The organism is Rhodopila sp., assembly GCF_965277825.1.
Lineage (GTDB): Bacteria > Pseudomonadota > Alphaproteobacteria > Acetobacterales > Acetobacteraceae > Rhodopila.
The window spans coordinates 4,355,192-4,380,136 of sequence record NZ_OZ255846.1; the positions used below are offsets into that span (position 1 = coordinate 4,355,192).

Annotated in this window: 23 protein-coding genes; 18 read left to right on the plus strand and 5 right to left on the minus strand. The window is 65.8% G+C overall.

Annotated features, from left to right (window positions below; genetic code table 11):
• Positions 1 to 14 precede the first annotated feature (14 nt).
• On the plus strand, positions 15 to 1,223 hold the full coding sequence (locus ACQY4T_RS21090; RefSeq protein WP_428534693.1) for a putative DNA modification/repair radical SAM protein: 1,209 nt from the start codon (positions 15 to 17) through the stop codon (positions 1,221 to 1,223).
• On the plus strand, positions 1,220 to 2,005 hold the full coding sequence (locus ACQY4T_RS21095) for a TIGR03915 family putative DNA repair protein (protein ID WP_428534695.1): 786 nt from the start codon (positions 1,220 to 1,222) through the stop codon (positions 2,003 to 2,005). The genes ACQY4T_RS21090 and ACQY4T_RS21095 overlap by 4 nt, the downstream gene beginning before the upstream one ends.
• Before the next feature lie 5 nt (positions 2,006 to 2,010).
• On the opposite strand, the gene ACQY4T_RS21100 is transcribed toward ACQY4T_RS21095, so the two are convergent.
• Positions 2,011 to 2,604: a glutathione S-transferase N-terminal domain-containing protein gene (locus tag ACQY4T_RS21100; protein WP_428534697.1), complete on the minus strand. Its 594-nt coding sequence runs from the start codon at positions 2,602 to 2,604 to the stop codon at positions 2,011 to 2,013.
• A 129-nt stretch (positions 2,605 to 2,733) separates the two neighbouring features.
• The gene (gene gloB, locus ACQY4T_RS21105) at positions 2,734 to 3,459 is read right to left on the minus strand and encodes a hydroxyacylglutathione hydrolase (RefSeq protein ID WP_428534699.1); all 726 of its coding nucleotides are present in this window, start codon (positions 3,457 to 3,459) and stop codon (positions 2,734 to 2,736) included.
• A 60-nt stretch (positions 3,460 to 3,519) separates the two neighbouring features.
• Here gloB and ACQY4T_RS21110 point away from each other — a divergent pair, with 60 nt between their 5' ends.
• From ACQY4T_RS21110 to ACQY4T_RS21120, 3 genes are all read left to right on the plus strand, one after another.
• A complete protein-coding gene (locus ACQY4T_RS21110) occupies positions 3,520 to 4,230 on the plus strand; it encodes a class I SAM-dependent methyltransferase (protein ID WP_428534701.1) in 711 nt (236 codons plus the stop codon).
• A 53-nt stretch (positions 4,231 to 4,283) separates the two neighbouring features.
• Positions 4,284 to 4,589: a helix-turn-helix domain-containing protein gene (locus ACQY4T_RS21115; protein ID WP_428534703.1), complete on the plus strand. Its 306-nt coding sequence runs from the start codon at positions 4,284 to 4,286 to the stop codon at positions 4,587 to 4,589.
• 168 nt (positions 4,590 to 4,757) lie between these two features.
• Positions 4,758 to 5,024: a type II toxin-antitoxin system VapC family toxin gene (locus tag ACQY4T_RS21120; protein WP_428534705.1), complete on the plus strand. Its 267-nt coding sequence runs from the start codon at positions 4,758 to 4,760 to the stop codon at positions 5,022 to 5,024.
• A gap of 49 nt (positions 5,025 to 5,073) precedes the next feature.
• Here the strand turns inward: ACQY4T_RS21120 and ACQY4T_RS21125 are convergent, their stop codons facing one another.
• From ACQY4T_RS21125 to metX, 3 genes are read right to left on the minus strand one after another with little or no spacing between them, the layout of a single operon-like run.
• Positions 5,074 to 6,159 (minus strand): TonB family protein, encoded by a 1,086-nt coding sequence (locus ACQY4T_RS21125; protein WP_428534707.1) that lies wholly within the window; start codon positions 6,157 to 6,159, stop codon positions 5,074 to 5,076.
• A gap of 10 nt (positions 6,160 to 6,169) precedes the next feature.
• The gene (metW, locus tag ACQY4T_RS21130) at positions 6,170 to 6,769 is read right to left on the minus strand and encodes a methionine biosynthesis protein MetW (protein ID WP_428543019.1); all 600 of its coding nucleotides are present in this window, start codon (positions 6,767 to 6,769) and stop codon (positions 6,170 to 6,172) included.
• Positions 6,770 to 6,804: 35 nt separating this feature from the next.
• Positions 6,805 to 7,995, minus strand: coding sequence for a homoserine O-acetyltransferase MetX (gene metX, locus ACQY4T_RS21135; RefSeq protein WP_428534709.1), 1,191 nt, complete (start codon positions 7,993 to 7,995; stop codon positions 6,805 to 6,807).
• Between the two features lie 223 nt (positions 7,996 to 8,218).
• On the opposite strand from metX, the gene ACQY4T_RS21140 reads away from it, so the two are divergent.
• From ACQY4T_RS21140 to ACQY4T_RS21200, 13 genes are all read left to right on the plus strand, one after another.
• Positions 8,219 to 9,136, plus strand: a complete 918-nt coding sequence (locus tag ACQY4T_RS21140; protein ID WP_428534711.1) for a chorismate mutase — start codon at positions 8,219 to 8,221, stop codon at positions 9,134 to 9,136.
• Positions 9,133 to 10,227 carry a histidinol-phosphate transaminase gene (gene hisC, locus ACQY4T_RS21145; protein ID WP_428534713.1) on the plus strand — a complete coding sequence of 365 codons (1,095 nt, stop codon included), beginning with the start codon at positions 9,133 to 9,135 and terminating at the stop codon, positions 10,225 to 10,227. Before ACQY4T_RS21140 ends, hisC begins: the two co-directional genes overlap by 4 nt.
• A complete protein-coding gene (locus ACQY4T_RS21150) occupies positions 10,190 to 11,107 on the plus strand; it encodes a prephenate/arogenate dehydrogenase family protein (RefSeq protein WP_428534715.1) in 918 nt (305 codons plus the stop codon). Before hisC ends, ACQY4T_RS21150 begins: the two co-directional genes overlap by 38 nt.
• 178 nt (positions 11,108 to 11,285) lie before the next feature.
• Entirely contained in the window at positions 11,286 to 11,642 is a 357-nt protein-coding gene (locus ACQY4T_RS21155) for a hypothetical protein (protein WP_428534717.1), read from the plus strand.
• A gap of 121 nt (positions 11,643 to 11,763) precedes the next feature.
• Entirely contained in the window at positions 11,764 to 12,291 is a 528-nt protein-coding gene (locus tag ACQY4T_RS21160) for a VOC family protein (RefSeq protein ID WP_428534719.1), read from the plus strand.
• Between the two features lie 77 nt (positions 12,292 to 12,368).
• Positions 12,369 to 14,159, plus strand: coding sequence for an acyl-CoA dehydrogenase C-terminal domain-containing protein (locus ACQY4T_RS21165; RefSeq protein WP_428534721.1), 1,791 nt, complete (start codon positions 12,369 to 12,371; stop codon positions 14,157 to 14,159).
• Positions 14,160 to 14,398: 239 nt separating this feature from the next.
• Positions 14,399 to 14,722, plus strand: a complete 324-nt coding sequence (locus ACQY4T_RS21170; RefSeq protein ID WP_428534723.1) for a hypothetical protein — start codon at positions 14,399 to 14,401, stop codon at positions 14,720 to 14,722.
• A gap of 216 nt (positions 14,723 to 14,938) precedes the next feature.
• On the plus strand, positions 14,939 to 18,070 hold the full coding sequence (locus tag ACQY4T_RS21175; protein ID WP_428534725.1) for an SNF2-related protein: 3,132 nt from the start codon (positions 14,939 to 14,941) through the stop codon (positions 18,068 to 18,070).
• A 278-nt stretch (positions 18,071 to 18,348) separates the two neighbouring features.
• The gene (locus ACQY4T_RS21180; RefSeq protein ID WP_428534727.1) at positions 18,349 to 19,410 is read left to right on the plus strand and encodes an iron ABC transporter substrate-binding protein; all 1,062 of its coding nucleotides are present in this window, start codon (positions 18,349 to 18,351) and stop codon (positions 19,408 to 19,410) included.
• 17 nt (positions 19,411 to 19,427) lie between these two features.
• A complete protein-coding gene (locus ACQY4T_RS21185; protein WP_428534729.1) occupies positions 19,428 to 20,981 on the plus strand; it encodes an ABC transporter permease in 1,554 nt (517 codons plus the stop codon).
• Positions 20,981 to 22,084 (plus strand): ABC transporter ATP-binding protein, encoded by a 1,104-nt coding sequence (locus tag ACQY4T_RS21190; protein WP_428534731.1) that lies wholly within the window; start codon positions 20,981 to 20,983, stop codon positions 22,082 to 22,084. Before ACQY4T_RS21185 ends, ACQY4T_RS21190 begins: the two co-directional genes overlap by 1 nt.
• Before the next feature lie 131 nt (positions 22,085 to 22,215).
• A complete protein-coding gene (locus ACQY4T_RS21195; protein ID WP_428534733.1) occupies positions 22,216 to 23,700 on the plus strand; it encodes a carbohydrate porin in 1,485 nt (494 codons plus the stop codon).
• A 121-nt stretch (positions 23,701 to 23,821) separates the two neighbouring features.
• Positions 23,822 to 24,937 carry a hypothetical protein gene (locus ACQY4T_RS21200; RefSeq protein ID WP_428534735.1) on the plus strand — a complete coding sequence of 372 codons (1,116 nt, stop codon included), beginning with the start codon at positions 23,822 to 23,824 and terminating at the stop codon, positions 24,935 to 24,937.
• The last annotated feature ends 8 nt before the right edge of the window (positions 24,938 to 24,945 follow it).

The following is a 24,945-nucleotide window of genomic DNA, read 5'->3' on the forward strand; positions in this document are numbered from 1 at the left end:
CGGCGCTTCCAGTCATGGACAAGCTAGCCATCCTGGCCGACGCGGCGAAATACGACGCCTCTTGCGCGTCGTCGGCCGCGCCGAAGCGAAACTCTCGCGACGGCGCGGGTATGGGATCGAGCACTGGAAACGGTATCTGCCATTCCTATACGCCTGATGGGCGGTGTGTTTCGTTGCTCAAGATTTTGCTGACCAACGCCTGTGTGTATGACTGCGCGTATTGCATCAACCGACGATCCTCGAACGTGCGGCGGACCCGCTTCACCGTAGGCGAGGTCGTCAACCTGACGCTTGCGTTCTATCAGCGTAATTACATCGAAGGCCTGTTTCTCTCGTCCGGGATAATTCGTTCCTCGGATTATACCATGGAAAGTCTGGTCCGTGTCGCTCGAACCCTGCGCGAGACACATTCGTTCCGGGGCTACATTCACCTCAAGACCATCCCGGACGCCAGCGCCGACCTGATCCGACAGGCCGGGCTTTATGCGGATCGGCTGTCGATCAATCTCGAGATGCCGACCACCGACGCTCTGCGGCGCTTCGCACCGGAAAAGCAGGCGCCGTCGATCCACCGCACGATGAACGATCTCAGCCACCAAATCGCCGATGCCAAGATGGAGCCAAGGGCCCCGCGATTTTCGCCGGCGGGCCAAACCACCCAGATCATCGTCGGCGCCGACAACAGCAGCGACGCCGTTGTCCTGACCGCGGCCAACAGCCTGTACGTCAAGTATCGTTTGAAACGTATCTACTATTCCGCATTCTCCCCGATTCCCGATGCCAGCCAGGCGCTGCCTGCCCGCGCGGCACCGCTGGAACGCGAACATCGGCTGTACCAGGCCGATTGGCTCATGCGGTTCTACGGATATTCCGCAGCCGAAATACTGGCCGGAACCAGTGACAACATGCTGGACCAGGACATCGACCCGAAACTCGCATGGGCGTTGCGCAACCGCGACCGTTTCCCGATTGACGTCAACACCGCGGATCGGGAGATGCTGCTGCGGATCCCAGGGCTGGGTGTCCGCTCAGTCGGACGACTGATCAGCGCTAGAGCCCACTGTCGATTGCGCTTGGCCGACCTGAAGCGACTTGCCGGCTCGGTCCAGCGCCTGCTCCCCTTCGTCGTGACCGCCGACCACCGACCGCTACGGCTGCTCGACCGGGCCGGGCTGCCCGCGATCATGGCGGCACGGCCGGCACAGCTTTCGCTGTTCGGATGATCTACCCCGCGATCATTCAGCGCCCCGACGATCTGGACGAATTCCGCACCATCGCGCGGCAGCTTCTGGCCGCCGGAGCCGCACCCGCCGACGTCGCATGGAGCAACGGGCCGACGCAATCGTTGTTTCAGCAGGCACTGCCCCAGGGCGAACGGGTCGCCGCCGTCCCGCGCTCCTTTATTACGCTTGCGTCGGCCGTCATCTGCCATCGCGACGACCAGCGCTGGTCCCTGCTGTATCAGGCGTTGTGGCGTCTGGATCGCGGCGAATCGGCGCTGATGCACCAGGTTGCCGATCCGCTGATGCATCGGCTTGCGCGGATGGCGGACGCGGTCAAGCACGATCAGCACCGGATGACGGCGTTCCTCCGGTTTCGCATGGTGCGGGAAAGCGACGACGAATTGTATATCGCGTGGTATCAGCCGCGGCACCGTATCCTGCGCCGCACCTCGGCCTTCTTCATCGACCGCTTCACCAACATGCGGTTTTCCATTCTGACGCCGGATCTGACGCTGCACTGGGACCGCCACTCCGAGCGCTTCGCACCCGGATTGCGACGCGAGGACGCATCGTCGAAAGACGCGGTGGAGGACTGGTGGCGACGCTATTACGCCGCCATCTTCAACCCGGCGCGGTCGAACGCTCGGCTGTTGCAAAGGCACATGCCCAAGCAGTTCTGGCGCGACCTTCCCGAGGCTTCGCTCATCACGCAATTGATCGCCGAAGCGGGCGGCCGAACCGATCAGATGATCCGAAACTCCGCGGACCAGTCCTTGCCGTAAGCCAATCACGCCGGCGCGGTCTGCGCCATGCCGTGGTTCTGGGCGAACGCCTCATGCCAGGCGGACAACTTCGCATGCCCATTGCGCCATTCGTCGGAAGCAAAACGAAAGTCCAGATACCCAAGCGCGCAGGCGACCGTAATCGATCCGATATCGATGTGTTTGTGCGGCGGATCCGCCTCCAGCGTATCGACCGTTCGGCTGATCGCCTGCTTGTAGCGGGCAATCTGGGCATCACGAGCCGCCTCCCGCGGCCTGCCCTGCTCACCCCGGCACGGCACCGCGGCATCCAGGATGCCGTCGCCCAGCGACTGGAACATCAAGGCTCGCCAGCGCGGAGCACCATGAGCGGGAAACAGCGGCAGTTCCTCACCCAGGCTGTCCAGATATTCGCAGATCACCTGACTGCCAAACAGCGACAATCCGTCATCGGTGATCAGGCAGGGCACCTTCGACAACGGATTGTCCGCGACCAGGTCGGCCGGCGACGCATGCGGATTACTGGTGTGCTTATCGATCCGGCCATCCAAGCCACGGAATATGGCACACGCGACGACTTTCCTGACATATGGACTGGTCGGTGAGTAGTAAAGCTTCACAGCCGATCGACTCCCTAGACGTCCTGCCCACACAATTCGCCGCACCATGCGGCGGACCCAGGCAAAACCCACAGCAACCATCGAGCCGGTGGCGCCGCGCCCGCCCCGACGAACGTCAGACCTGGCCCATTAAAAACTATCCTTCTTCGCTCGTAAGGCCGCGAAACTTGCAGCATCGGGTGCCAGAAGAAAAGGATTTGCCTTCATTTCATCGCCAAGCATCGACGGCACGCTGGGCTGGCCGGCGGCGCGCAACTGCTCCACCTTGGCGACGAAATCGTGCAGCGAGGCGTTGTTCGGATCGACCGCCAGGGCAAACCGAGCATTGCTTTCGGTGTACTCGTGACCGCAGCAGACCTTGGTGTCGGGCGGCAACGCGGCCAGCTTGCGCAGACTGGCATACATCTCCTGCGGCGTGCCCTCGATCAGGCGTCCGCAACCCAGGCTGAACAACGTATCGCCCGACAACAGGATATCGCCGTCCGGGAAAAAGTAATTGATCTGGCCACGCGTGTGGCCCGGTGTATCGATCACTTGCGCGGTGGCATCGCCCAGCCGGACAGTGTCGCCCTCGCGCAGCGCCTCATCCAGTTTCGGCAACCTGTGCTGGTCCGCCGCGGCGCCGACAACCGGGCAGTTGAATTTGGCGCGGACCACATCGACGCCGGCGATGTGGTCGTCGTGATGGTGCGTCAACAGGATCATGTCCAACCGCCCGCCGGCTTTTTCCAGCGCCTCCATGATCGGCCGGGCGTCAGCCGGATCGACGATCGCAGTGGCGCCCGTGCCGCTGTCGCGCAGCAGCCAGGCATAGTTGTCTTTCAGGATGGGGACCGGGGATGCTGTGATTGTCATGCTGAAACCCTAGCACTCGTTCATTCGATCGAAAACCGCTGGACGTGTTATAGTCCGGAGATGACAGCGGATGCACATCTTGCCGCGGAGTTCTACGGCTCAGCCCGTGGCGCGGTCACCGCGCGGGTATTGCGCGAGCGGCTGCTGGCGATGTGGCCGGCCGCTCCGCACGATGCTGTGCTAGGTATCGGATACGCCATGCCTTACCTGCGGCTGTGGCGCGACCAGGCGGCCCGTTGCGTCGCGCTGACGCCGGCGCAAATGGGCGCCGCCCGATGGCCGCCGGGCATGCCCAACCTGTCCTGCGCGGCCGAGGAAGACTGTCTGCCGTTCGGTGACCTGACATTCGACCGGATCTTGCTCGTTCATGGGTTGGAAATGGCCGAGAATGCCCGCCGACTGCTTCGCGAAGCCTGGCGGGTGCTGAAAGACGACGGACGGCTGTTGATCGTGGTGCCGAATCGCAGCGGCATGTGGGCCTACAGGGAAAGCACGCCGTTCGGCCACGGCCTGCCATATTCCACCGGCCAACTCGGCCGCCTGCTGGCCGGCGGCCTGTTCCGGGTCGAACGGCGTGACGCAGCGTTGTGGATGCCGCCATCACGATTGCGTGTGGTCCTCCGGAGCAGCCCGCTGTTCGAGCGCGCCGGGCGGAAAATGGTGCCTGGCTTTGCTGGCGTCACCCTGACCGAGGCGGTCAAGGACGTCTACGCGGCGATGCCCCTGCAAGCGGTGCCGCGCCGGCGATTGGTGCTCGCGGAGGCAGCATAGCCTTAAAACCACCGTCCTTGATCGGAAAGGCTCTGCCCTAATATTTTTTGTTCATGCCAATCTCGCCCGAGCAAATCCGTGCTGCCCGTGCTCTTCTCCTTCTCGAGCAGAACGATCTGGCTCAACGAGCGGAGGTCTCTGTCATCACCATCCGCCGCCTCGAGGCAGCACTCGGAGCTTCGCGCATCACACCGGCTAACCTCGAGGCTGTGCGACAGGTGCTGGAAAATGCCGGAGCGGAATTCATTTCCGACGGAGTTCGCCGACGTCGCGTCGCCCCGCCCGATACGCACACCCTCTATCAGGATCTCCGCGCCATCAGTCTGCGCAGCGGCGCGCGCCTGCGGAAGCAAGAGTAACTGACGGACGCCGATCTATATGACGAGAGCGGATTGCCCGAGGGATTGTCGACAGTTCGGCATTGGTCGCCGTCCTGCGTCGCGAACCGGAGGTGGACGATTTCCTTCGGATTTATCGCCGCGGCCGATGGCTGTCTGTTGTCGTCGGTCAGCTTGCTCGAGACCAGCATGGTGCTGGCTGAGCGCACAGGGGACGCCGCTTCCTGGGCAAATCTTGATGCGCTGATCGCCCGAGCGGCGGTTCAGGTGGTCGCACAGGACGCAAGTCTGGCGAAGCTGGCAAGAGATGCCTTCCCGCGCTATGGCAAGGGTCGCCATGCAGCCGCACTCAACCTCGGTGACTGCGCGTCCTATGCAGTCGCCAAGGGGAATAGCCTGCCGCTGCTGTTCAAGGGCGATGACTTCGCCCAGACCGACCTGATAGCGGCGGCCTGATCCGCTACTGCCCACTTACGTTTCGTCAAGCCGTTTAATCCGGCCGACCCTACCGTGGCCGGATCAGCACGTAGTGCATCGTAAAATTGAAGTCGATCGGCTCCTTGGTGCCGTACGGCAACGCCGGGATCATCTGGTCCCGGAACAAGGACAACAGAGCCAGATCCAACCACATCGACCCCGACTTTCCGATCAGCTCGACCATTTTGACGCGCCCATTTGGATCGGCGACGACGCGGACCTTCGAATCGCCCTCTTCGCCGTCCCGCCGCGCCTCCGTCGGATAATACGCATGTTCGGCGACCCATCGGCTCAGCGCGTTGCGCCAGTCGGCACCCTCGCGATCCTTATCGCGGTCCGAGAACGGCGTGTCGTCGGCCGAACCCCGGGCCGCCGACCCTAGCGACATGTCGATGGTGCCGGGGATGTGCGGTGCCGGGGGCGAGCGACCCGGCGCGCGCAATGCCAACTGCGGCTTGCCGAAACTGAAATTCATCGGCGCCGGAAAATCGGGCGGCTTTTGCGGCGTCGCCTGCCGCGGCGGCGGTCGGACTGGGAGCGCCTTCGGCATCGGCGGCGGCCGGACCGCGGGCGGTGCGGCCGGGGATGGCGGTGCCGGCTCAAGGGCCGGCGGCGATGGAGCCGGAGCCGGTTCAGGCGCTGACTGCGGCGGCGGAACCGGAGGCGTCGGGGCCGGCGGCACGGAAGCAGGCGGCGCCTGGGCCGACGGCGTCGGAACCGCAGACGTCGGTGCCGGAGGCGGTGCCGGCCCAGGCGGTGCCGGCGCAGGCGGCGCAGGCGCCGCAGGTTCCGGCGGCGGCGGCTCCGGAGGCACCGGCAACGGCGGCGGAGATTGCTCAGGAGCCGCGTTCGACGGAGTCGATGGCTTGGCCTGAAGCTGCGGGTTCGGCAGTGTCGGGCCGGTCTTGCGTCCGGTGTCGAACAGCATCGTCACCGCCGCGGGCGGCGGCAGCATTTCCGACTTCTCTTCCCGCCGCACGGTCACCAGCAGCAGCACACCGATCACGACGTGGATCAGCAGCGAGATCAGCACCGCGAGCCGAATGCGCCGAGACCGCCGCCGCGGTGGCCGGGACGCCAGCGCGTCCATTCGCCGCGACCCGATCAGCGGCATACCAAGGTCCCTATCGGTGCCTCAGCAGAAACACGCCCTGCTCCCCGAACAGGTTGGCGAGCCAGGAGAACCGGCGCCACGGCAAGCGCCGCCCACCATCGTCGGCGGCGAGCCAGGCTTCGACGACATAGCCCTCTTCCTCGCACAGCACGAAGAAGTCGCGGATCGTACAGGGGTGGATGTTCGGGGTTTCGTGCCACGGCCGGTCCCAGGTCGCGGTCATCGGCATCCGGCCGGTGGACAGCAACTGCCAGCGCACCAGCCAATGGCCGAAATTCGGGAAGCTGACCACCGCGCGGGTGCCGATGCGCAACATCTGGCCCAACACCGCGCGCGGCTTTTCCACCGCTTGCAACGCCCGCGACAGCACGACGTAGTCGAACAGACCATCGGGATAATGCGCCAAATCTACATCGGCGTCGCCCTGCATCACCGGCAGGCCATGCGCCACCGCGCGGGTCACCTCGGCCATGTCGATCTCGATGCCGCGGGCGTCACAGCCTTTGGTCTGGAACAGATGGTCGATCAGTGTTCCGTCGCCGCAGCCGATGTCCAGCACGCGCGCACCCGGAGCGATCATGCCGGCGATCAGCGCGAGATCGACCCGCATGTTCTTGGCCAGGAACCGAATCGGATCCAGCGTGCTCATTCCGCCGCGGCCAACCCGGCATGGATCGCGCATCCGCGCAGGAAGCCAGCCAGCGTGCGATGGAAGTCCGGCTCCTCCAGCAGGAACGCGTCGTGCCCCTTGTCGGTAGGAAACTCCACGAACGACACGTTGGCGCCGGCGCGGTTCAGCGCCCGCGCCGCGGATCGGCTCTCCTCGGTCGGGAACAGCCAGTCGGAGCTGAACGACGCCAGCAGGAACCGGGTGCGCGACCCTTTGAACGCGGCGGCCAGATCACCGCCGACGTCGGCGCCGAGGTCGAAATAGTCCATCGCTCGGGTAAGCGTCAGATAGCTGTTGGCGTCGAAGCGCTGCACGAAGGTGCTGCCCTGGTGACGCAGGTAGCTCTCGACTTCGAACATCTCGCCGAACAGGTTGATCGCCTCGGTGCTGTCCTTGGGAGCATTCTGCAGTCGGCGGCCGAACTTGCGGCTCAGCGCCTCCTCGGACAGATAGGTGATATGCGCGCACATCCTGGCGACCGCCAGCCCACGAGCAGGAATTTGGCCGGTCCGCCAATATTGCCCGTTCTGCCAGTCCGGATCGGCGAAGATCGCCTGCCGCCCGACCTCATTGAAGGCGATGTTTTGCGCCGAGTGGTAGGATGCGGTGGCGATCGGCAGGGCAGCGAACACCGCATCGGGATACAGCGCCGCCCATTGCAGCACCTGCATGCCGCCCATCGACCCGCCGATTACCGCGAACAGCCGCTCGATCCCCAGATGCTCGATCAGGCGTTTCTGCGCGCGCACCATGTCGCGGATCGTCACCGGGGGGAACTCGGTGCCCCAGGGTTCATCGGCCGCGGTTCCGTCCGCCAGTTCGCGATAGCTCAGCGGCCCGGTGCTGCCCATGCAGCCGCCGAGCACATTGGGGCAGATGACAAACAGGCGGTTGGTGTCCAGCGGCCGCCCGGGACCGACCACGCTATCCCACCAGCCCGGTTTCCCGGTGATCGGATGTTCCTCGGCGACGTATTGGTCCAACGTCAAAGCGTGACACACCAGGACCGCGTTCGAGCGTGCCGCGTTCAGTGTGCCGTAAGTGCGGTAAGCGATAGTATGATGGCGCAGCGTCGTGCCGCACTCCAGCATGATCCCATCATCGAATGTGACGTGGCTGTGACGGGCGGTTTCCGCCGGGTCCGCGCGGGTGGTTGGCTGATCCATCGCGGCGATTGCATAGGACCTGCCGACGCCGCTCGCAACCGGGCACCGGTGGCCGTCGCCGAATGGGTTTGCAGACCGATCCGCATCCGCTAGACCGTCGGCTGCCCGACCGCGCGCGCTGACCCTGGTCCAGCAACATGTTCGATCGCACGATCCTCCGCGCGCACGTTCCGTTCGGCGCGATCGTGCGCTAAGTAGGCCACCCTCCTTAACGGCGAGAATAATGTCCAGTTCCGTATCGACCGCCGATATTTCGCCCGCCGCGTCTGACCCGGCTGCCGCCGACGCCGCGGAACCCGCTCCGGTGGACGGCTGGCGCAGCGGTGATCTGCCGGCACTGCGGGCCGAACTCGACCGTATCGACGACGCGCTGCACGACTTGCTGATGCAGCGCGCCGGGATCGTGGAATACGTCGCCCGCTCGGCCAAACCGGCGGCGTTCCGGCCGGGACGCGAAGCCTCTATCATCCGGCGGTTGCTGGGCCGCCATCATGGCGCACTGCCGTCCGCCGCCGTGGTGCGGATCTGGCGCGAGTTGCTGGCCGGCACAACCGCCATGCAGGGCGGATTCTCGCTTTCCGTCTGCGACGGTGATCAAGCAGCTCAATTGACCCAACTGGCGCGCGAGCACTTCGGCGCGCTAACACCTTTGCGCGCACGCGCAACCGCTGATGAAGCCCTGCAGGATGTCAGCCAGCGGACTGCCTCGGTGGCGGTGCTGCCATATCCGTCCGCAACCGAAACCTGGTGGCTGGCGCTGCTGCATCGGCAATCGCCAGCGCACATCATCGGCCGCCTGCCGTTCTGGGCGCCGCGCCCGGATGGAGCACCCTCGGGGCAAGCCTTGGTGGTAGCCGCGACTCCGGCCGACGCCAGCGGCGCGGATCGCTCTTTTGTCGGCTTGCAATGCGATGACGACCTCACCCCGGCTGGTTTATCCAGCGCAATGTCGAAGGCAGGATTGGCGCAGCGGTCGATGCTGGTGCTCCGCCGCCCAGGATCACCGATCGCCGATGTCCTGGTCGAGGTCGAAGGTTACCTGGGCGACGATGATCCTCGGCTGACGCATTTGCGCCCGCTGCCGCGGCATCCGATCGTGCTCGGATGTTACGCGCTGCCGGTTGGGACACCGGTTCGGTGAACAGCCCAGCCCCGCGCGCGGAAATCCTGCGCATCCAGCCCTATATCGCCGGCGAATCCGAACTGCCGGGCGCCAATCGAACGCTTAAACTGTCATCGAACGAGGGTGCGTTCGGCGTGCCGCCCGCGGCCCAAGCGGCGATCGTCGCTGCGGCGGCCGAGGCCTACCGTTATCCCGATGGGGGCGCCGACTCCCTGCGGGCGGCGCTTGGAAAGAGATGGGGACTGGACCCGGCCAGGATCGTCTGTGGCGCCGGGTCCGACGACCTGTTGTACCAGTTCTGCCTGTCCTATGGCGGTCCGGGACGCGACATCATCATGTCGGCGCATGGCTTTGCCATCTATCACATCGCCGGGACCTACGCCGGCAGCCGAGTGATAAAAGTCCCGGAGCGTAATCTGACCGCCGACCTGGATGCCATGCTGGCCGCGGTCTCCCCGGCGACGCGGTTGATCTTACTGGCCAATCCGAACAATCCGACCGGATCGATGGTGCCGGCCGAGGACGTCGCCCGGTTCCGAGCCGCGCTGCCGCCCGAGGTGTTGCTGGTGCTCGACGCGGCGTACGCCGAATACGTCACCCATCCCGCATACGACGCCGGCATCAAGCTGGTGGACTCCACCGCCAACACGGTGATGACCCGCACGTTCTCAAAGGTTTTCGGCCTGGGTGGGATGCGCATCGGTTGGTGCTACGCGCCGCCGGCCATCGTCGACGTGCTCAACCGGGTGCGGGGACCGTTCAACGTCTCCATCGCCGCGCAGGCCGCCGCGATCGCCGCGCTGGGCGAACCGGGTTGGGTCGAGAAAGGCTGCGCGCACAACGCCGAATACCGGCCGAAACTGGCCGCCGGGATCGAGGCTGCTGGGCTGAAGGTGTGGCCCAGCGAAGCCAATTTCGTCCTGGTCGATCTGGCGACCACCCAGGCCGCGGACGCGGCCGATGCATTCCTGCGCACCAACGGCATCATCGTGCGCAAGGTCGGCGGCTATGGATTGCCCCACTGTCTGCGGGTGACCGTCGGCACCGCCGAGGAAGTCGACCTCGTGGTCGATGCCTTCACCGAATTTACCCGGCAAGCCCGTGGCTGATCCGGTCTTCAAGCGGCTCACATTGCTGGGCGTGGGGCTGATCGGATCCTCGATCGCCCGCATCGCGCGGCTGCGCGGCGACATCGCGGCCGAGATCGTCGTCAACGCCCGCACCCGCCAGACGCTGGACCGGGTGTTGCAGCTTGGCATCGCCGATCGGGTGGAACTGGATCCGGCCGCGGCGGTCCAGGGTGCGGACTGCGTCATGCTGTGCGCTCCGGTCGGCGCCTTCGCCGACCTGGCGGCTCGGATTGCGCCGCATCTGGCGCCGGGGGCGGTGCTGACCGATGTGGGATCGACCAAGCAATCGGTGATCCGCGATGTCGGCCCGCTGGTGCCGGCCGGGGTGCATTTCGTGCCCGCCCACCCGATCGCCGGCACCGAACATTCCGGCCCCGATTCAGGTTTCGTCGAACTGTTCCAGGGCCGCTGGACCTTGCTGACCCCGGTTCCCGGCACCGACGAGGCCGCGATCGCCAGGATCGAGGACCTGTGGCGGCGCTGCGGGGCGCAAACCGAACGGATGGAACCCGCCCACCACGACCGGGTGCTGGCGATCGTTTCGCACCTGCCGCATCTGATCGCATTCACCATCTGCGGCACCGCCGACGATCTGGCGGATGAAAGCCGCCAGGAAGTGGTGAACTTCGCCGCTTCCGGGTTCCGCGACTTCACCCGCATCGCCGCCTCCGACCCGGTGATGTGGCGCGATGTGTTCCTCAACAATCGCGAGGCGCTGCTTGAAATGCTGCAGCGCTTCATGGAGGACGCGCAGGCCATGGCCCGCGCGGTGCGCTGGGGCGATGCCGCCTATATCGAGGACAAGGTCGAACGCGGCCGCAAGATCCGCCGCAGCCTGATCGAGCGCAAGCAGGCCTGACATCCGACCCGCGGCAACGCCAGCCACACCTTGGGACGGTAGTCTGTCATTTTGGATTTCGCTTCCGACCCATACAGGCGATAGCGCACTTGGACAGCAAATGATGGAAACCAGCGTAAGGAAGCTCTTCAAGAGATACGAGCGCGTTTCCAACCGGTCCCTCGGAAGCGACATAGACATGGATGAGGTCGAGGCGCTATATGCTGCGGAGTTCATAGCGGCCTCGCCTGCTGGGATGATGACCGGAAAGAACGACGATCAATTCAAGCAGGTCATGGCGCGAGGCTATGCGCACTATCGAGCAATAGGGACGAAAGAAATGCGGATACGCAATGTCCGCCTCTCTCCGATAGATGACCATCATTGCATGGCCAGCGTTGCTTGGACGGCAACTTATGCCCGCAAGGATCAGCGGGACGTAGCGATAGACTTCGATGTTCACTACCTCGACCAGAAGCTGGAGGGGGCGCCGAAGGTTTTCTGTTGGGTGTCGGGTGATGAGCAGGCGCTTCTGAGGAAGCACGGCATCATCTGAAGTCCGCTTTGCACCTGACCGGAAATTTAAACTGCGCACCACCCTTGCGACGGCTAACTTGCCCTACGCCCGAACGGTGAGGCACACTCGATGGTCGATAATAATCCAGGGAGCCGAAGCCATGACGGTGAAGAGCAAGGGGTTTCTACGCCACGTCGCGCTGAGCGTCGCGGACCCGTGGGAAACGGCGGAATACTACAAAGCCACGGTCGGGCTTGAAGAAGTCGCGGAAATCGACGGCCCCTTGGCCGAGGGCGTGTTCCTGACCGACGGCGTCGTCAACTTGGCAATTCTGCACTTCAAGTCGGACGAAGCCTCACAAGGAACCGGCGTCGACTTCGTCGGCATCCACCACATCGGGTTCTGGGTCGATGACGTCATCGTGTCCGGTGAACAGGCCCGCGCCGCCGGCGGCAAGTGGATCATGGGCGATCCGAACAATCCGCACGGCTACGAGGTCAAGCACACCGACCTTTCCAACATCATTTTCGACATCGCCGCGCACGGCTGGGCCGGCAGCCAGAAACGGCCCGGCGAGGCGGAAAACGAAACCCATCCCAACCCCCGCCGCCGGCTCGCCAAGTTCGACGATCGCCGCGAGGCCGCTCGGCGCAAGATCGAGGCGAACAAGATGGCGGAAGCGGTGTAAGCTGGCATCGCCCCGCGCACCTCTGGGTCGGCACGAACCGACCGAACCCAGCGGTGCTCCCATCAACAGGTGAGCCGATGCAGACCTACAAGGCGCCGCTTCGTGACATGCGATTCGTCCTGCACGAATTGCACGACAGCAGCGCACTGACGAAACTGGCGGGGCTGCAGGACGTGTCCGCCGAACTGATGGACAGCATCCTGGACGAAGCCGCCAAGGTGGCCGAGCAGGTCTTGCTGCCCACGAACGCACCCGGCGACGAAATCGGCTGCGTGCTGGAAAACGGCGTCGTCCGCACCCCGGACGGCTTCCGCGAAGCCTACGACACCTTCCGCCAAGGCGGCTGGACTGCGCTCGCCGCCGACCCGCGATACGGCGGCCAGGGCCTACCGGAAAGCCTGAACAAGCTGGTCGAGGAGATGATCTGCTCCGCCAACCTCGCGTTCAGCCTGTACCCGGGTTTGACCCACGGCGCCTATCAGGCGATCGCCAGTCACGCCTCGGACGAACTCAAGAACACCTACCTGCCGAAGCTGGTGGACGGCACCTGGTCGGGGACGATGTGCCTGACCGAGGCCCATTGCGGCACCGACCTGGGCCTGCTGCGCACCCGCGCCGAACCGCGACCGGACGGCAGCTACACGATCAGCGGCACGAAAATCTTCATCAGCGCCGGTGAGCACGACCTGACCGAGAACATCATCCACCTGGTGCTGGCCCGGCTGCCCGACGCACCCGGCGGCAGCCGCGGCATCAGCCTGTTCCTGGTGCCCAAGTTCCTGCCCACCGCGGATGGCCGCGCCGGCGCGCGCAACGGTGTCACCTGCACCGCGCTGGAGCACAAGATGGGGATCAAGGGCTCCGCCACCTGCCAACTCACGTTCGAGGACGCCACCGGCTGGCTGGTCGGCACCCCAAACACGGGCCTGGCGACAATGTTCACCATGATGAACAGTGAGCGTCTGTCGGTCGGCATCCAGGGCCTCGGCGTCGCGGAGACCAGCTACCAAAGCGCGGTTGCCTACGCCCGCGATCGCATCCAGGGCCGCGGCCTCGGCGGCGTCAAGACACCCGACCAGGCGGCCGACCCGATCATCGTCCACCCCGACGTCCGCCGCATGCTGCTGACCATCCGCGGCTACACCGAAGGCTGCCGCGCACTCGGTGGCTGGGTCGCTCGGCAACTCGACGAACTACAGCGCTCCGACGACCCGCAGGCACGCCAGCGGGCCGAGGATTTCACCGCGCTGATGACGCCGGTGGTCAAGGCGCTATTCACCGATCTCGGGTTCGAAGCGACCAATATCGGCATGCAGGTCTATGGCGGCCACGGCTACATCCGCGACAACGGCATGGAACAACTGGTCCGCGACGCCCGCATCTCGATGATCTACGAAGGCACCAACGGCATCCAGGCGCTGGATCTGGTCGGCCGCAAGCTGCCGCAAGGGGCCGGACGGATGCTGCGAACTTTCTTCCACCCGGTCAACGAGTTCATCGAGACCCACAGCGCCCACCCGCAACTCGGCGACATGGTCAAGGGCTTTGCCAAGGCATTCGGCGCCCTGCAACTCGCCACCGGTCAGATCGCCGCAACCGGTGCGGCCGATCCCGAGGAAGCCGGCGCCGCCGCCACCGACTATCTGCGCCTGTTCGGCCTGGTGGCGCTTGGCTTCATGTGGCTTCGATCGGCGGTGGTCGCGGCCGGGAAACTGAGCCGGCCGGATAGCGACGCCGCCTTCTACAAGGCCAAGCTCACCACCGCCCGGTTTTACATGGAGCGCATCCTGCCGCAGGTCGGCGGCCTGCTGGTCACCATCAAAGCCGGCAAGAGCGCGATGATGGAAATGGACGAAGCGGCGTTCTGATCACGATCGTCCGCGCCCACCGAGCCGTTTCGATCAGATGCTCCGATCAGCCTCGGCAGTCCTCATGACGCGCACGCTGCGGAAGGACTGTATAGACCGGTCCGTGCCAAGGGCCGCTCCGGTTGAACAATGATTGCGCGATCCCCCGTGCAACGCGGTCGGGTCTGTTTGCTTCTCGACACGTCGGTGCCGCGCGCTGAAATCAGGCCGTGCCGCGCTGAAACCAGAAGGAGCACCGCATGCCGCAGTTCGAAGCGACCATCAAGCACATCAAGGACGGGGTGAAAAACTTCACCATTTCCGCCGCCGTCAAGAACATCGAGGGATGGGAAGCGACGCTGGAAAAAGTCGAGGTCAGCGGTACCAAAACCATCGTCAAGGACCTGGAGAGCCTCAAGCACCACCTGCACGCCAAGGAGATCGACGGCGAGGCGGTCAAGAAGCTCATCGCCAAGCTGGGTAAGGAGACTGTCACCATCGCCGGCCGCGCGGACGGCAAGACCGCCGAGAAGATCAAGTCGCTTGGCGAGGCGCTGACCGAGGCGTCTTCTTCCACAGCGTAATGTGTCCGCGGGACCCGATAAGGGCCGGGTTCCGCGCTTCGGCAGAATATGCCGCACGGCGGCTTGGTGTCGTGAGACGACCCGGAGCGCTTCAGCACCGGCGGGTGCGCTGCAAAATTTCACGTCTTGCAATAGCCGCCAAAATCGGGCGTTTCAATTTCCAACCGGCTCGAGCCGAGTCGGCTGCCATGATAGCGCCCGAGGCCGACCACGCCAATGCCAACACCGTTCTCGTCACAAGACCTCGGGCGCATCTTCGATGACCGGATCCTGACCCGGGGTCGCGGTCTTGGTGTCGCCGACAACGTGGATGTGCGGCTTGAGGGCGAGACCATCGCCTCCCTGGTGCAAGATAACGGAGTCGTCCACAGCGTAACCATCACGCCCGCGCTGCTCGGGCGCCGAGTGATATTCGACCAGCGATGCAGTTGTGGTGTCCCCGGCTGCGTCCATCAGGCGGCGACCGCGTTCGCCGCGCTCGACCGGTTCGCTGTCCTGCGCAAGCCGGAACAGCAGACCTTCCTCGACACGTTGACCACCGCCGCGCCGGAGAAAGAGCGCCAGCGACTGGTTTTCGGGTTGGCCGCCGCCGAACCGCCGGACGCCTGCATGGTCACGACGCTGCTCATTGGCCAACGCACCGGCATCGCTGCCCCGACGACGCCGCGCCAGATCGCCGGCGACGAACGAGCCGAGGCGAAGCTGCGCGATCTCGCCTACTTGCTGGGCGAGGGCAACACACCGCGCACCGGGGTAGCGGCGACCTTGGTCGACGACGTGCTGGAGGCGCTGATTGAAAGCGGACAGGCCCGCTGGCACGCTGGCGGCCGGCGCCTTGTCAGGGGCGAGACCCGGGTGTTCGACTCCGCCGCTACCGCCTCGCTGCCGCCCCGCTCAGGGGTCGTCGTCTCCGCTTCGGGGCCATGGTACGTCGATGCCTCGACCGGCGCGATCGCCCGCTTCCGCATCCGGCCGCCGGCGCCCCCACCCAGGCCAGCGTTTGCGTCATCCACGCCCCCCCGCGTCGATCGCCCGAGCCGTCGGCTTCCGAACGCGGAGGTCGGCGCGCAGGTGATCGTCGATCGGCCGGCAACGCCGGTGCTGCGCTTGACCCGCTTCCCCTGCCCCGACGAGTTCGGCCACATCCAGCAACTCGACGCGCTGCTGCTTGAATTCGATTATGCCGGCGCCCTGGTCGCTTTCGACGACGACCGCCAGTTCATCCGAACCAGCGACCCCGGCAACCCGGGAACCGACCTGTTCGTGCGCCGCGATCGCAACGCAGAGGCCGCCGCTCAGGACGTCCTGCGCCAGGACGGCTTTGTGCGGATGCGGATGGCCACCGGCCAGACCGAAAAAGGCCGGCAAGTGTTCGCCTTCCGCGGCCGCGACGCCGCCGAGGCCTGGCAGGGGTTCATTGCCGACCGGCTCGGGGCACTACAGGCGCTTGGCTGGCGCCAACGCATCGACACCGATTTCGGGCCACGAATGGTGCAATCGGTCGGTCTCTGCGACCTGCGCGTCGCCGACGCCCCGCTAGGCGCCTTCTCGCTGGACTTCGGCATCGAGATCGACGGCACCCGCCATCCGCTGTTGCCGATCCTGACGAGGCTGCGCGATCACGGCGGCATGGCAACGGCGCGGATCATCGACGGCGAAATCGTCACCAGCCTCGACGACGGCCGCATCCTGAAGCTGCCCGCCGACCGCATCGCGTGCCTGCTCACCGTGATGGAGGACCTGATCGAAGCCGCCGGCCGCGACGTCGGCGACACCATGGTGCTGGACGCCGCCGCCGCCCCCAGCGTGCTCGATATCGAGGATCTGGTGACCACGCGCTGGCAGGACGGCGCCATGATCATCGAGCACGTCGCCCGCTTCCGCCCGGTCGGCGACATGCCACCCGCGCCCATACCGGCGCAGTTCAAAGCCAGCCTGCGGCCGTACCAGCAGCAGGGCGTCAACTGGCTGCAACACCTCGCAGCGAACCGCCAGGGCGGCCTGCTGGCCGACGACATGGGATTGGGCAAGACCGCGCAAACCATCGCCCACATCGTCATCGAGCAAGCCGCCGGCCGGCTCGATCGACCTGCCTTGGTGGTGGTGCCGACCAGCCTGGTGACCAACTGGACAGCGGAACTCGCCCGCTTCGCGCCACATCTGCGTGTGGTGGTGCTGCACGGCCTGGACCGGCACGAAAAACGCCGCGACCTGGCCGGCACCCATATCGCAATCACCACCTACACCGTGCTGGCACGCGATATCGAGGACATGGCGAGCCTGAACTGGCACATGGTCGTGCTGGATGAAGCGCAGGCGATCAAAAGCTCGACCGCCAAGGCGACCCACGCGGTATGCCGGCTCGACACCAGCCACCGCCTATGCCTGTCCGGCACCCCGATCGAGAACAACCTCGGCGAGCTGTGGTCCCAGTTCGCCTTCCTGATGCCCGGCCTGCTCGGTCCGCGCAAAAGCTTCAACCGACGCTTCCGCACGCCGATCGAGAAAGATGCCGATCCGGTCAGGCGCGGCCAATTGGCGACCCGCATCCGCCCGTTCATCCTGCGTCGGACCAAATCGGCGGTGGCGAGCGAACTGCCGCCGAAACACACCATTCTGCGTCGCATCACGCTGGCTCCCGATCAACGCGAACTCTACGAAACCATCCGCGCCACGATGCATGAACGGGTAACGCAGGGCATCGCCGCGAACGGCGTGGCGCGCAGCCACATGCTGGTGCTGGACGCGCTGCTGAAGCTGCGCCAGGTCTGCTGCGACCCGCGGCTGGTCAAACTCGCCTCGGCCCGCTTGACCGGGTCATCCAGCAAACTGGCCGACCTGCTGGAGATGGTCTGCGAAATGATCGCCGAAGGCCGGCGCATCCTGCTGTTCTCGCAGTTCACCTCGATGCTCGACCTGATCAAGCCGGCGTTGGCCGCCGCCGACATCGGCTTTGTCGAGTTGCGCGGCGATACCGTCGACCGAGCCAAGCCGGTTGCCGCGTTTCAGGCCGGCGAGGTGCCGCTGTTCCTGGTCAGCCTCAAGGCCGGCGGCCGCGGACTGAACCTGACCGCGGCCGACACCGTGATCCACTACGACCCATGGTGGAATCCGGCGGTGGAAGACCAGGCCTCCGACCGCGCACACCGCATCGGCCAGACCCGATCGGTGTTCATCTACAAATTGATCGCGGCCGACACGGTGGAGGAACGCATCGTGCAATTGCAAGAGCGCAAGGCCGCGCTGGCGACCCTGGCACTCAGCGAGGACGGCACGGCGCTGCCCACCATGGATGCCGAGGACATCGACTTCCTGTTCGGCGCCACCCCCGATCGGCTAGCCGCCTGATCGAAACGCCCGCGGCGAAGCCCATTCGGCAGCCACAGGTGACCGGATCAGCCCGGACCTTTCGATCCCCCGTATTGGCCAACCCGGCGATCCCGACATCAACCAACGGCCCGCCGCCGCGCGCAACCACTCGGGCCTCCATGTACCGCACGGAGTGTCCAACGGGGGAATTGACCGCACCCCCTGCCAGTGTTAGCGAACTGCAACTGCGAGGCGCTTGCATATAGCGGGTGCCTCGCTGCCACCCGGCCTCGCCGCTATGCCAAAGGGTTTCCGCCATGCAGTCTCGCCGCCGCTCGCTGTCCCGTCGCGAATTCGCGCGCCTTACCGGCCTGGCCGCCGCCGGCCTGCTGGGCTCGGCCGCCGCCATGCCGGGCGTCCCCGCCCCGGCCGCGACTTCCACGAACACGACGCTGACGCTGTACAGCGCGCAGCATCAGCAGGCGGTGGACATGATCATCAACGCCTTCACCAAGGCGACCGGCATCAAGGTCCGCAGCCATCATGGCGAAGCCCCCGAGATCGCCGCACAGATCATCCGTGAGGGCGCCCATTCCCCCGCCGATGTCTACTTCACCGAGAACTCGCCGGAACTGGTGCTGCTGGCCGAAAAGGGTCTGCTGTCGAAGCTCGACCCCAAGACCCTGGCACAAGTGCCGGCGAAATACAGCGCTCCCGGCGGCGACTGGATCGGCGTCTTGGCACGTGAAAACGTGCTCGCGGTCAACCCGAAAATGATCCAGCCGGCCGACCTCCCGGCCTCGCTGATGGATCTCGCGCAGCCCGCCTGGAAGGGCAAGATCGCCATCGCCCCGAGCGACGCCGACTTCCTGCCGCTGGTCAAGGCGGTCGCCGAGATCAAGGGCAAGCCGGCCGCGCTGGACTGGCTCAAGGGCCTCAAGGCCAACGCCCAGATCTTCGACGATGACGAGGGTGTGGTTGCGGCGGTGGAGCGTGGCGCGGTCGCCACCGGCGTGATCAACAACTACTACTGGGCCCGGCTGCGCACCGAGCAAGGCGCCGACAAGACCGTCAGCCAGATCCATCATTTCGGCAACGGCGACGTGGGCGCGCTGATCAACGTTTCCGGCGCCGGGATATTGAAGTCCTCCCGCAACCAGCCGGCGGCACAGCGTTTCGTTGCCTTTCTGGTGAGCAAGCCGATGCAGGAAATGCTCGCCCGCTCCGACATCGACTTTGAGTATCCGCTGGCCGAGGGGGTCGCCCCCAATCAACTGCTGAAGCCATTCGACCAGTTGCAGCCGCCAGCGCTGACCGTCGCTCAGCTCGGCGACGATCGCGAATCCGCCCAGTTGCTGCGTCAAGCCGGACTGCTCTGAGCGTCAGCAGCCTCTTCGTGCCCCGCCGCACCCGCATCCCCGTTGGTCTGCTGGCCGCCGGTCTCACGGTTGCGGCGCTGGTCCTGCTGCCGCTGAGCTACACGATAAACGAAGCACTGCAGGTCGATCGGCAAGATGCCATCGACCTGGTATTCCGCCCCCTGGTCGGCGAACTGCTGCTGAACACCTTGTCGCTGGTGCTGGCGACCACGCTGCTGTCGGCGCTCCTGGCCACCGCCGCGGCCTGGTGCGTCGAGCGGACCGACCTTCCGGGACGCCACGTCTGGGGCGTTCTGGCAGCCGTGCCACTGGCGATTCCCGCCTTCGTTTCAAGCTTCGCCTGGATCTCGCTCAGCCTCCGACTGCAGGATTTCGCCGGCGCCGTGGTGGTCGTCACCTGCTCGTACTACCCGCTGGTCTACCTGCCGGTCGCCGCCGCATTGCGCGGCATGGACCCGGCGCTGGAGGAGACCGCGCGCGCCCTGGGCGAAACCGGCTGGGGCAGTTTCCGCCGCGTCGTGCTGCCGCAACTGCGCCCCGCCTTGCTCGGCGGCATGCTGCTGGTGGCGCTGGATACCCTGGTCGAATTCGGCGCCCTCTCGCTGCTCCGCTTCCGCACCTTCACCACCGAGATCTACGCCGAATACCGCACCGGTTTCGACTCCTCCGAGATCGCCCTGCTGGCAATGATCCTGCTGGCGTTGTGCCTGGTCTGCCTCGCCGCGGAGCTGTGGGTGCGCGGACGCTCACGCTACGCCAGGGTCGGGCGCGGCACCCGCCGAGCCTCGCCGCCACACCGCCTCGGCCGCGCCCGATATCCGGTGCTGGCCGGCTTCGCACTGCTGGTGGCGGCGACACTCGGCGTCCCGCTCGGCATGATCATCTATTGGCTGACGCAGCACGGTTCGGCCGCGATCACGCCCGAAGCGGTCAGCGCCCCGGCGCTGCTGAGCGCAACATTGTCCTCACTGCAATTTGGCGCCGCCGGCGCCGCCGCCTCGCTGTTGCTGGCGTTTCCGCTCGCCGTGCTCGCCACGCAACACGATAGCCGCCTGGTCACGCTGATCGAACGCAGCGCCTATCTTGCCCAAGGCACGCCAGGCATCGTGGTCGCGTTGGCGCTGGTTTCCCTGACGGTACAGCGGCTCCAGCCATTGTATCAGAGCGCTGCATTGCTGATCATCGCCTACGCCATCCTGTTTCTGCCGCTTGCGCTGGTCAGCACACGCGCCGCGCTCGCCCAGCTACAGCGCGGGCTGCAGGACGCCGGACGATCACTCGGACTGGGCTGGATGGCGGTGCTGTGGCGGGTGTTGTTGCCGCTCGCCGGGCCAGGCCTCGGGGCTGCGGCGGCAATGGTGTTCGTTTCCGTCATGACCGAGCTGACCGCCACCCTGCTGCTGGCGCCGATCGGCACCCGCACGCTGGCGACACAGGTCTGGGCCAACACCTCGTCATTGGCCTTTGCCGCCGCTTCCCCCTATGCCGCTTTGATGACCTTGATATCGCTGCTCTCCGCCTGGCTGCTGGCGCGACGCTTCGGCGCCACCGCGTTGTCCGCGACGCGCTGATGGCGGCCCTGTCGATCAGCGGCCTGACCAAGAGCTTCGCCGACCAGCCGGTGCTGCGCGGCCTCGACCTCGACGTGCCGACCGGCCAACTGGTAGCCATTCTCGGCGCCTCGGGCAGCGGCAAGACCACGCTGCTGCGCCTGCTGTGCGGGTTCGAACGGGCGGATTCCGGCAGCATCGTGCTCGACGGACGCACGGTCGCCGGTCCCAGGCGCCACCTGCCGCCCGAGCGCCGCCGGATCGGATACGTGGCGCAGGAAGGCGCATTGTTCCCGCACCTCTCCGTCGCCGCCAACGTGCTGTTCGGCCTGCCCAGGCGCGAGCGCCGCGACCACGACCGAGCCCTGGCCCTGCTGCGCGGGGTCGGATTGCCGGCGTCCTACGCCGCGCGCGGCCCGCATCAGCTATCCGGCGGCGAACAGCAGCGCGTGGCGTTAGCACGCGCCTTGGCCCCAGCCCCAAGCCTGGTGCTGCTGGACGAGCCGTTCTCCGCGCTTGACGCCGCGTTGCGCGCCGAAACCCGACAGGCCGTGGCGGCCGCGCTGTCCGCCGCCGGCGCGACATCCCTGCTGGTGACCCACGACCAGGCCGAGGCGCTGTCGATGGGCCACCAGGTCGCCGTGCTGCGCGACGGCCGGCTGGTCCAGGTGGCGACGCCGCAGACGCTGTATCGCCGTCCGATCGATGCCGACCTGGCCCGCTTCGTCGGCGACGCGATCATCCTGCCCGGGAGGGCCAGCAACGGCACCGTCGCCTGCGCCTTGGGCACGCTGACCCTCGCTGACGACATGCCAACCGGTAACGTCGATGTGCTGATACGCCCCGAGCAGGTCCGACTGGATCCCACGGCGACGCGGCGGGTCCGGGTGTCGAACGTCACCTATTACGGCCACGACGCCAGCATCCGGTTGGACCTGCCGACCCCTGATTCGCCAACCCCTGATTCGCCAACCCCTGATTTGCCAGTCGCCGACCCGCTCGCGCTCAGCGCCCGGGTGCATGGCCACGCCGCGCCCAAGCCGGGAGACGAAACCGGTTTGCTGGTGGATGGCCCGGTTGTCACGTGGCCGCGCAAGATCAACCCTGCGTCAGCACCGCACTGAAGCCCCTCTGCTTGGCCCGGAGACGAGACTCTGCGCTGGTCAAACGCGAATGACTCGCATTATCATTCGCAACAACAGCCCGACCATTGGCGTCCCTGGGCTGAGTGACCCCGCAGACCTGGAGATCCCGGATGAACGCCGACCGCCTCGACGACGACCCCGGCCAGCGCCCTCGGCCGCGCCTGGCCGGGCACAAAGCAGCGCTGTCGATCCTGCTGCTGGCACTCGCGGTGCCGAAAGCCGCCCACTCACAAGCTCTCGGAACCCCGTCCGCGCCGGCCGACTCGGTCGAGCCAGGATTTGATACCGGGCTGTGGACCCGCCCCAATCTGCTCGGCGACGCCGGCGGCCTGCGCACCGTTCTCGGCAATTACGGCATCACCATCGGCCTGCAGGAGACTAGCGAGGTGCTCGGCAACGTGACCGGGGGCACTCATACCGGCTTCGCTTACGACGGGCTGACCCTGTTCGGTGTCGGCGTCGATACCCAGAAGGCCTTCGGCCTGGAAGGCGGCACGTTCAACATCAGCGGATTGCAGATCCACGGCCGCAACCTCAGCACCGACAATCTGCAGACCCTGCAGACCGCTAGCGGTATCGAGGCTCAGGACACCACAAGATTGTGGGAACTATGGTATCAGCAATCCTTCCTGGATGGCCGGTTCGATGTGAAGATCGGTCAGCAGAGCGTGGACCAGGAATTCCTCACCAGCGCCGGCTCCAGCCTGTTCATCAACACCACGATGGGCTGGCCGATTCTGCCCTCGGTTGATCTCTACGCCGGAGGCCCGGCTTATCCGCTGTCCTCGCTGGGCGTGCGCCTGCGCGCCAACTCGATCGGTCCGTTCACCATGTTGGCCGGCGTATTCGACGACAACCCGCCCGGCGGCCCATTCAACGACGACAGCCAGTTGCGCGGCGCCGAACGCACCGGCACCCGGTTCAACCTCGGCACCGGCGCGCTGTTCATCGCCGAGGTGCAGTATGCCTTGAACCAGCCCGCCAATGGCGACATGGACATCGGCAACAAGCCCAGCGGTCTTCCCGGCACCTACAAACTCGGCGCCTGGTTCGATACCGCATCCTTTCCCGACCAGCGATTTGACGCCGACGGCATTTCTCTCGCCAACCCGCTCAGCAGCGGCGACCCGCGCATGCGCCGGCGCAACTACAGCCTATACGGCGTGTTCGACCAGGCGATCTGGCGGCCAGATCCGGCCGCGGCCCGCACCATCGGCGTGTTCGCCCGGATCATGGGGGCGCCCGGCGACCGCAACCTGATCTCGTTCAGCGTCAATGCCGGTATCACGATGAAGGCGCCGCTGCCCGGCCGCGACGACGACACGTTTGGAGTTGGCTGGGGTATCGCCAAGGTCGGCGCCAGGGCCACCGACCTCGATCGCGACACCAATGCCTTCAGCGGTGACAGCCCGATCCGCACGAACGAGAGCTTCATCGAGGTCACCTACCAATACCAGGCCGCCGGCTGGTGGCAGATCCAGCCCGACTTCCAGTACACCTTCATGCCTGGCGGCGGCATCGCCAACCCGCTCAATCCGACCCAGCGCATCGCCAACGAGGCGGTGCTCGGCGTGCGCACGAACATCAGTTTCTGATCGGCTTTCGCGACATCTCCGCCGGTCACGATCCGGTCCGGCTCCCTTGAACTCAAGCCTGAAGGTTGCTTACATGCGACTTACTCGCATTCTCTCAACGCTTGGATCACATGAGGCCCGCATGCGGCTCGCTCGGTTTGTTTTGATCGCCGCCACGATCGGTGTCGCTTGCCCGGTTGCCGCCCACGCCACCGATGAGGCCGGCTATCTGGGCACCATTCGCCGCCATAGCCTGGTCACCTCGACGGTGCCGTCGAACGGCGACCAGAACCCCTACGCGGTCGTCATTTCGCCGGTGACGTCCGGCAAACTTCGCCAGGGCGACGTGATGGTCGATAATTTCAACGACAAACACAACCTGCAGGGCCTGGGCACCACCATCGTCTCGATCGATCCGAAGACGAAGAATCTGTCGCAGTTTGCCTCGATCCCTCGCCATCTGCCGTCCTGCCCCGGCGGCGTCGGGCTGACGACGGCAATGGCCGTGCTGAAATCCGGCTGGGTCATCGTCGGCAGCCTGCCCAGTCAGGACGGCACCACCAGCACCAAGGGGCCCGGCTGCCTGATCGTGCTGAACAATCAGGGTGAGGTTGCCGGCACCATCGCCGGGCCGAAAATCAACGGGCCGTGGGGCAACATGGCGGTGATCGACAACGGCGATAGCGCGACGCTGTTCGTCAGCATGACCGGCTTCGGCGTCGGCTCCGCCGACGACACTCCACCGGTGGTCAACCAGGCGACGGTGCTGCGCATCGGGCTGTCGATTCCGCCCGGCAAACCACCGGTCGTCACCAGCCAGACCGATATCGCCAACAGGTTGGGCGAGCAGGCCGATAAGGATGTGTTCATCATCGGCCCCACCGGCCTTTGCCTGATCGGCACCACGCTCTACGTGTCGGATGCCATCGGCAACCGCATCGCCGCGATTGCCGACGCGCCGACGCGCCCCACCAGCGCCGGTCTGGGCCAGGAAGTCACCAAGGATGGCTTGCTGAAGCGTCCGCTGGCGATGACCAAGGCGGCCAACGGCCATCTGTTGGTGATCAACGGACTGAACGGCCAGGTGGTGGAGATCGATCCGGCCTCCGGCAAGCAGATCTACGCCCGCTGGATCGATGCCAACAAGGCGCAGACCCCGCCCGGCAGCGGCGACCTGTTCGGCATCGCCATGACCCCCGGGGGTGACGGTTTCTATTTCGTGCAGGACGAGACCAACACGCTCGTTCTGGCCCACTGAGGATGGTG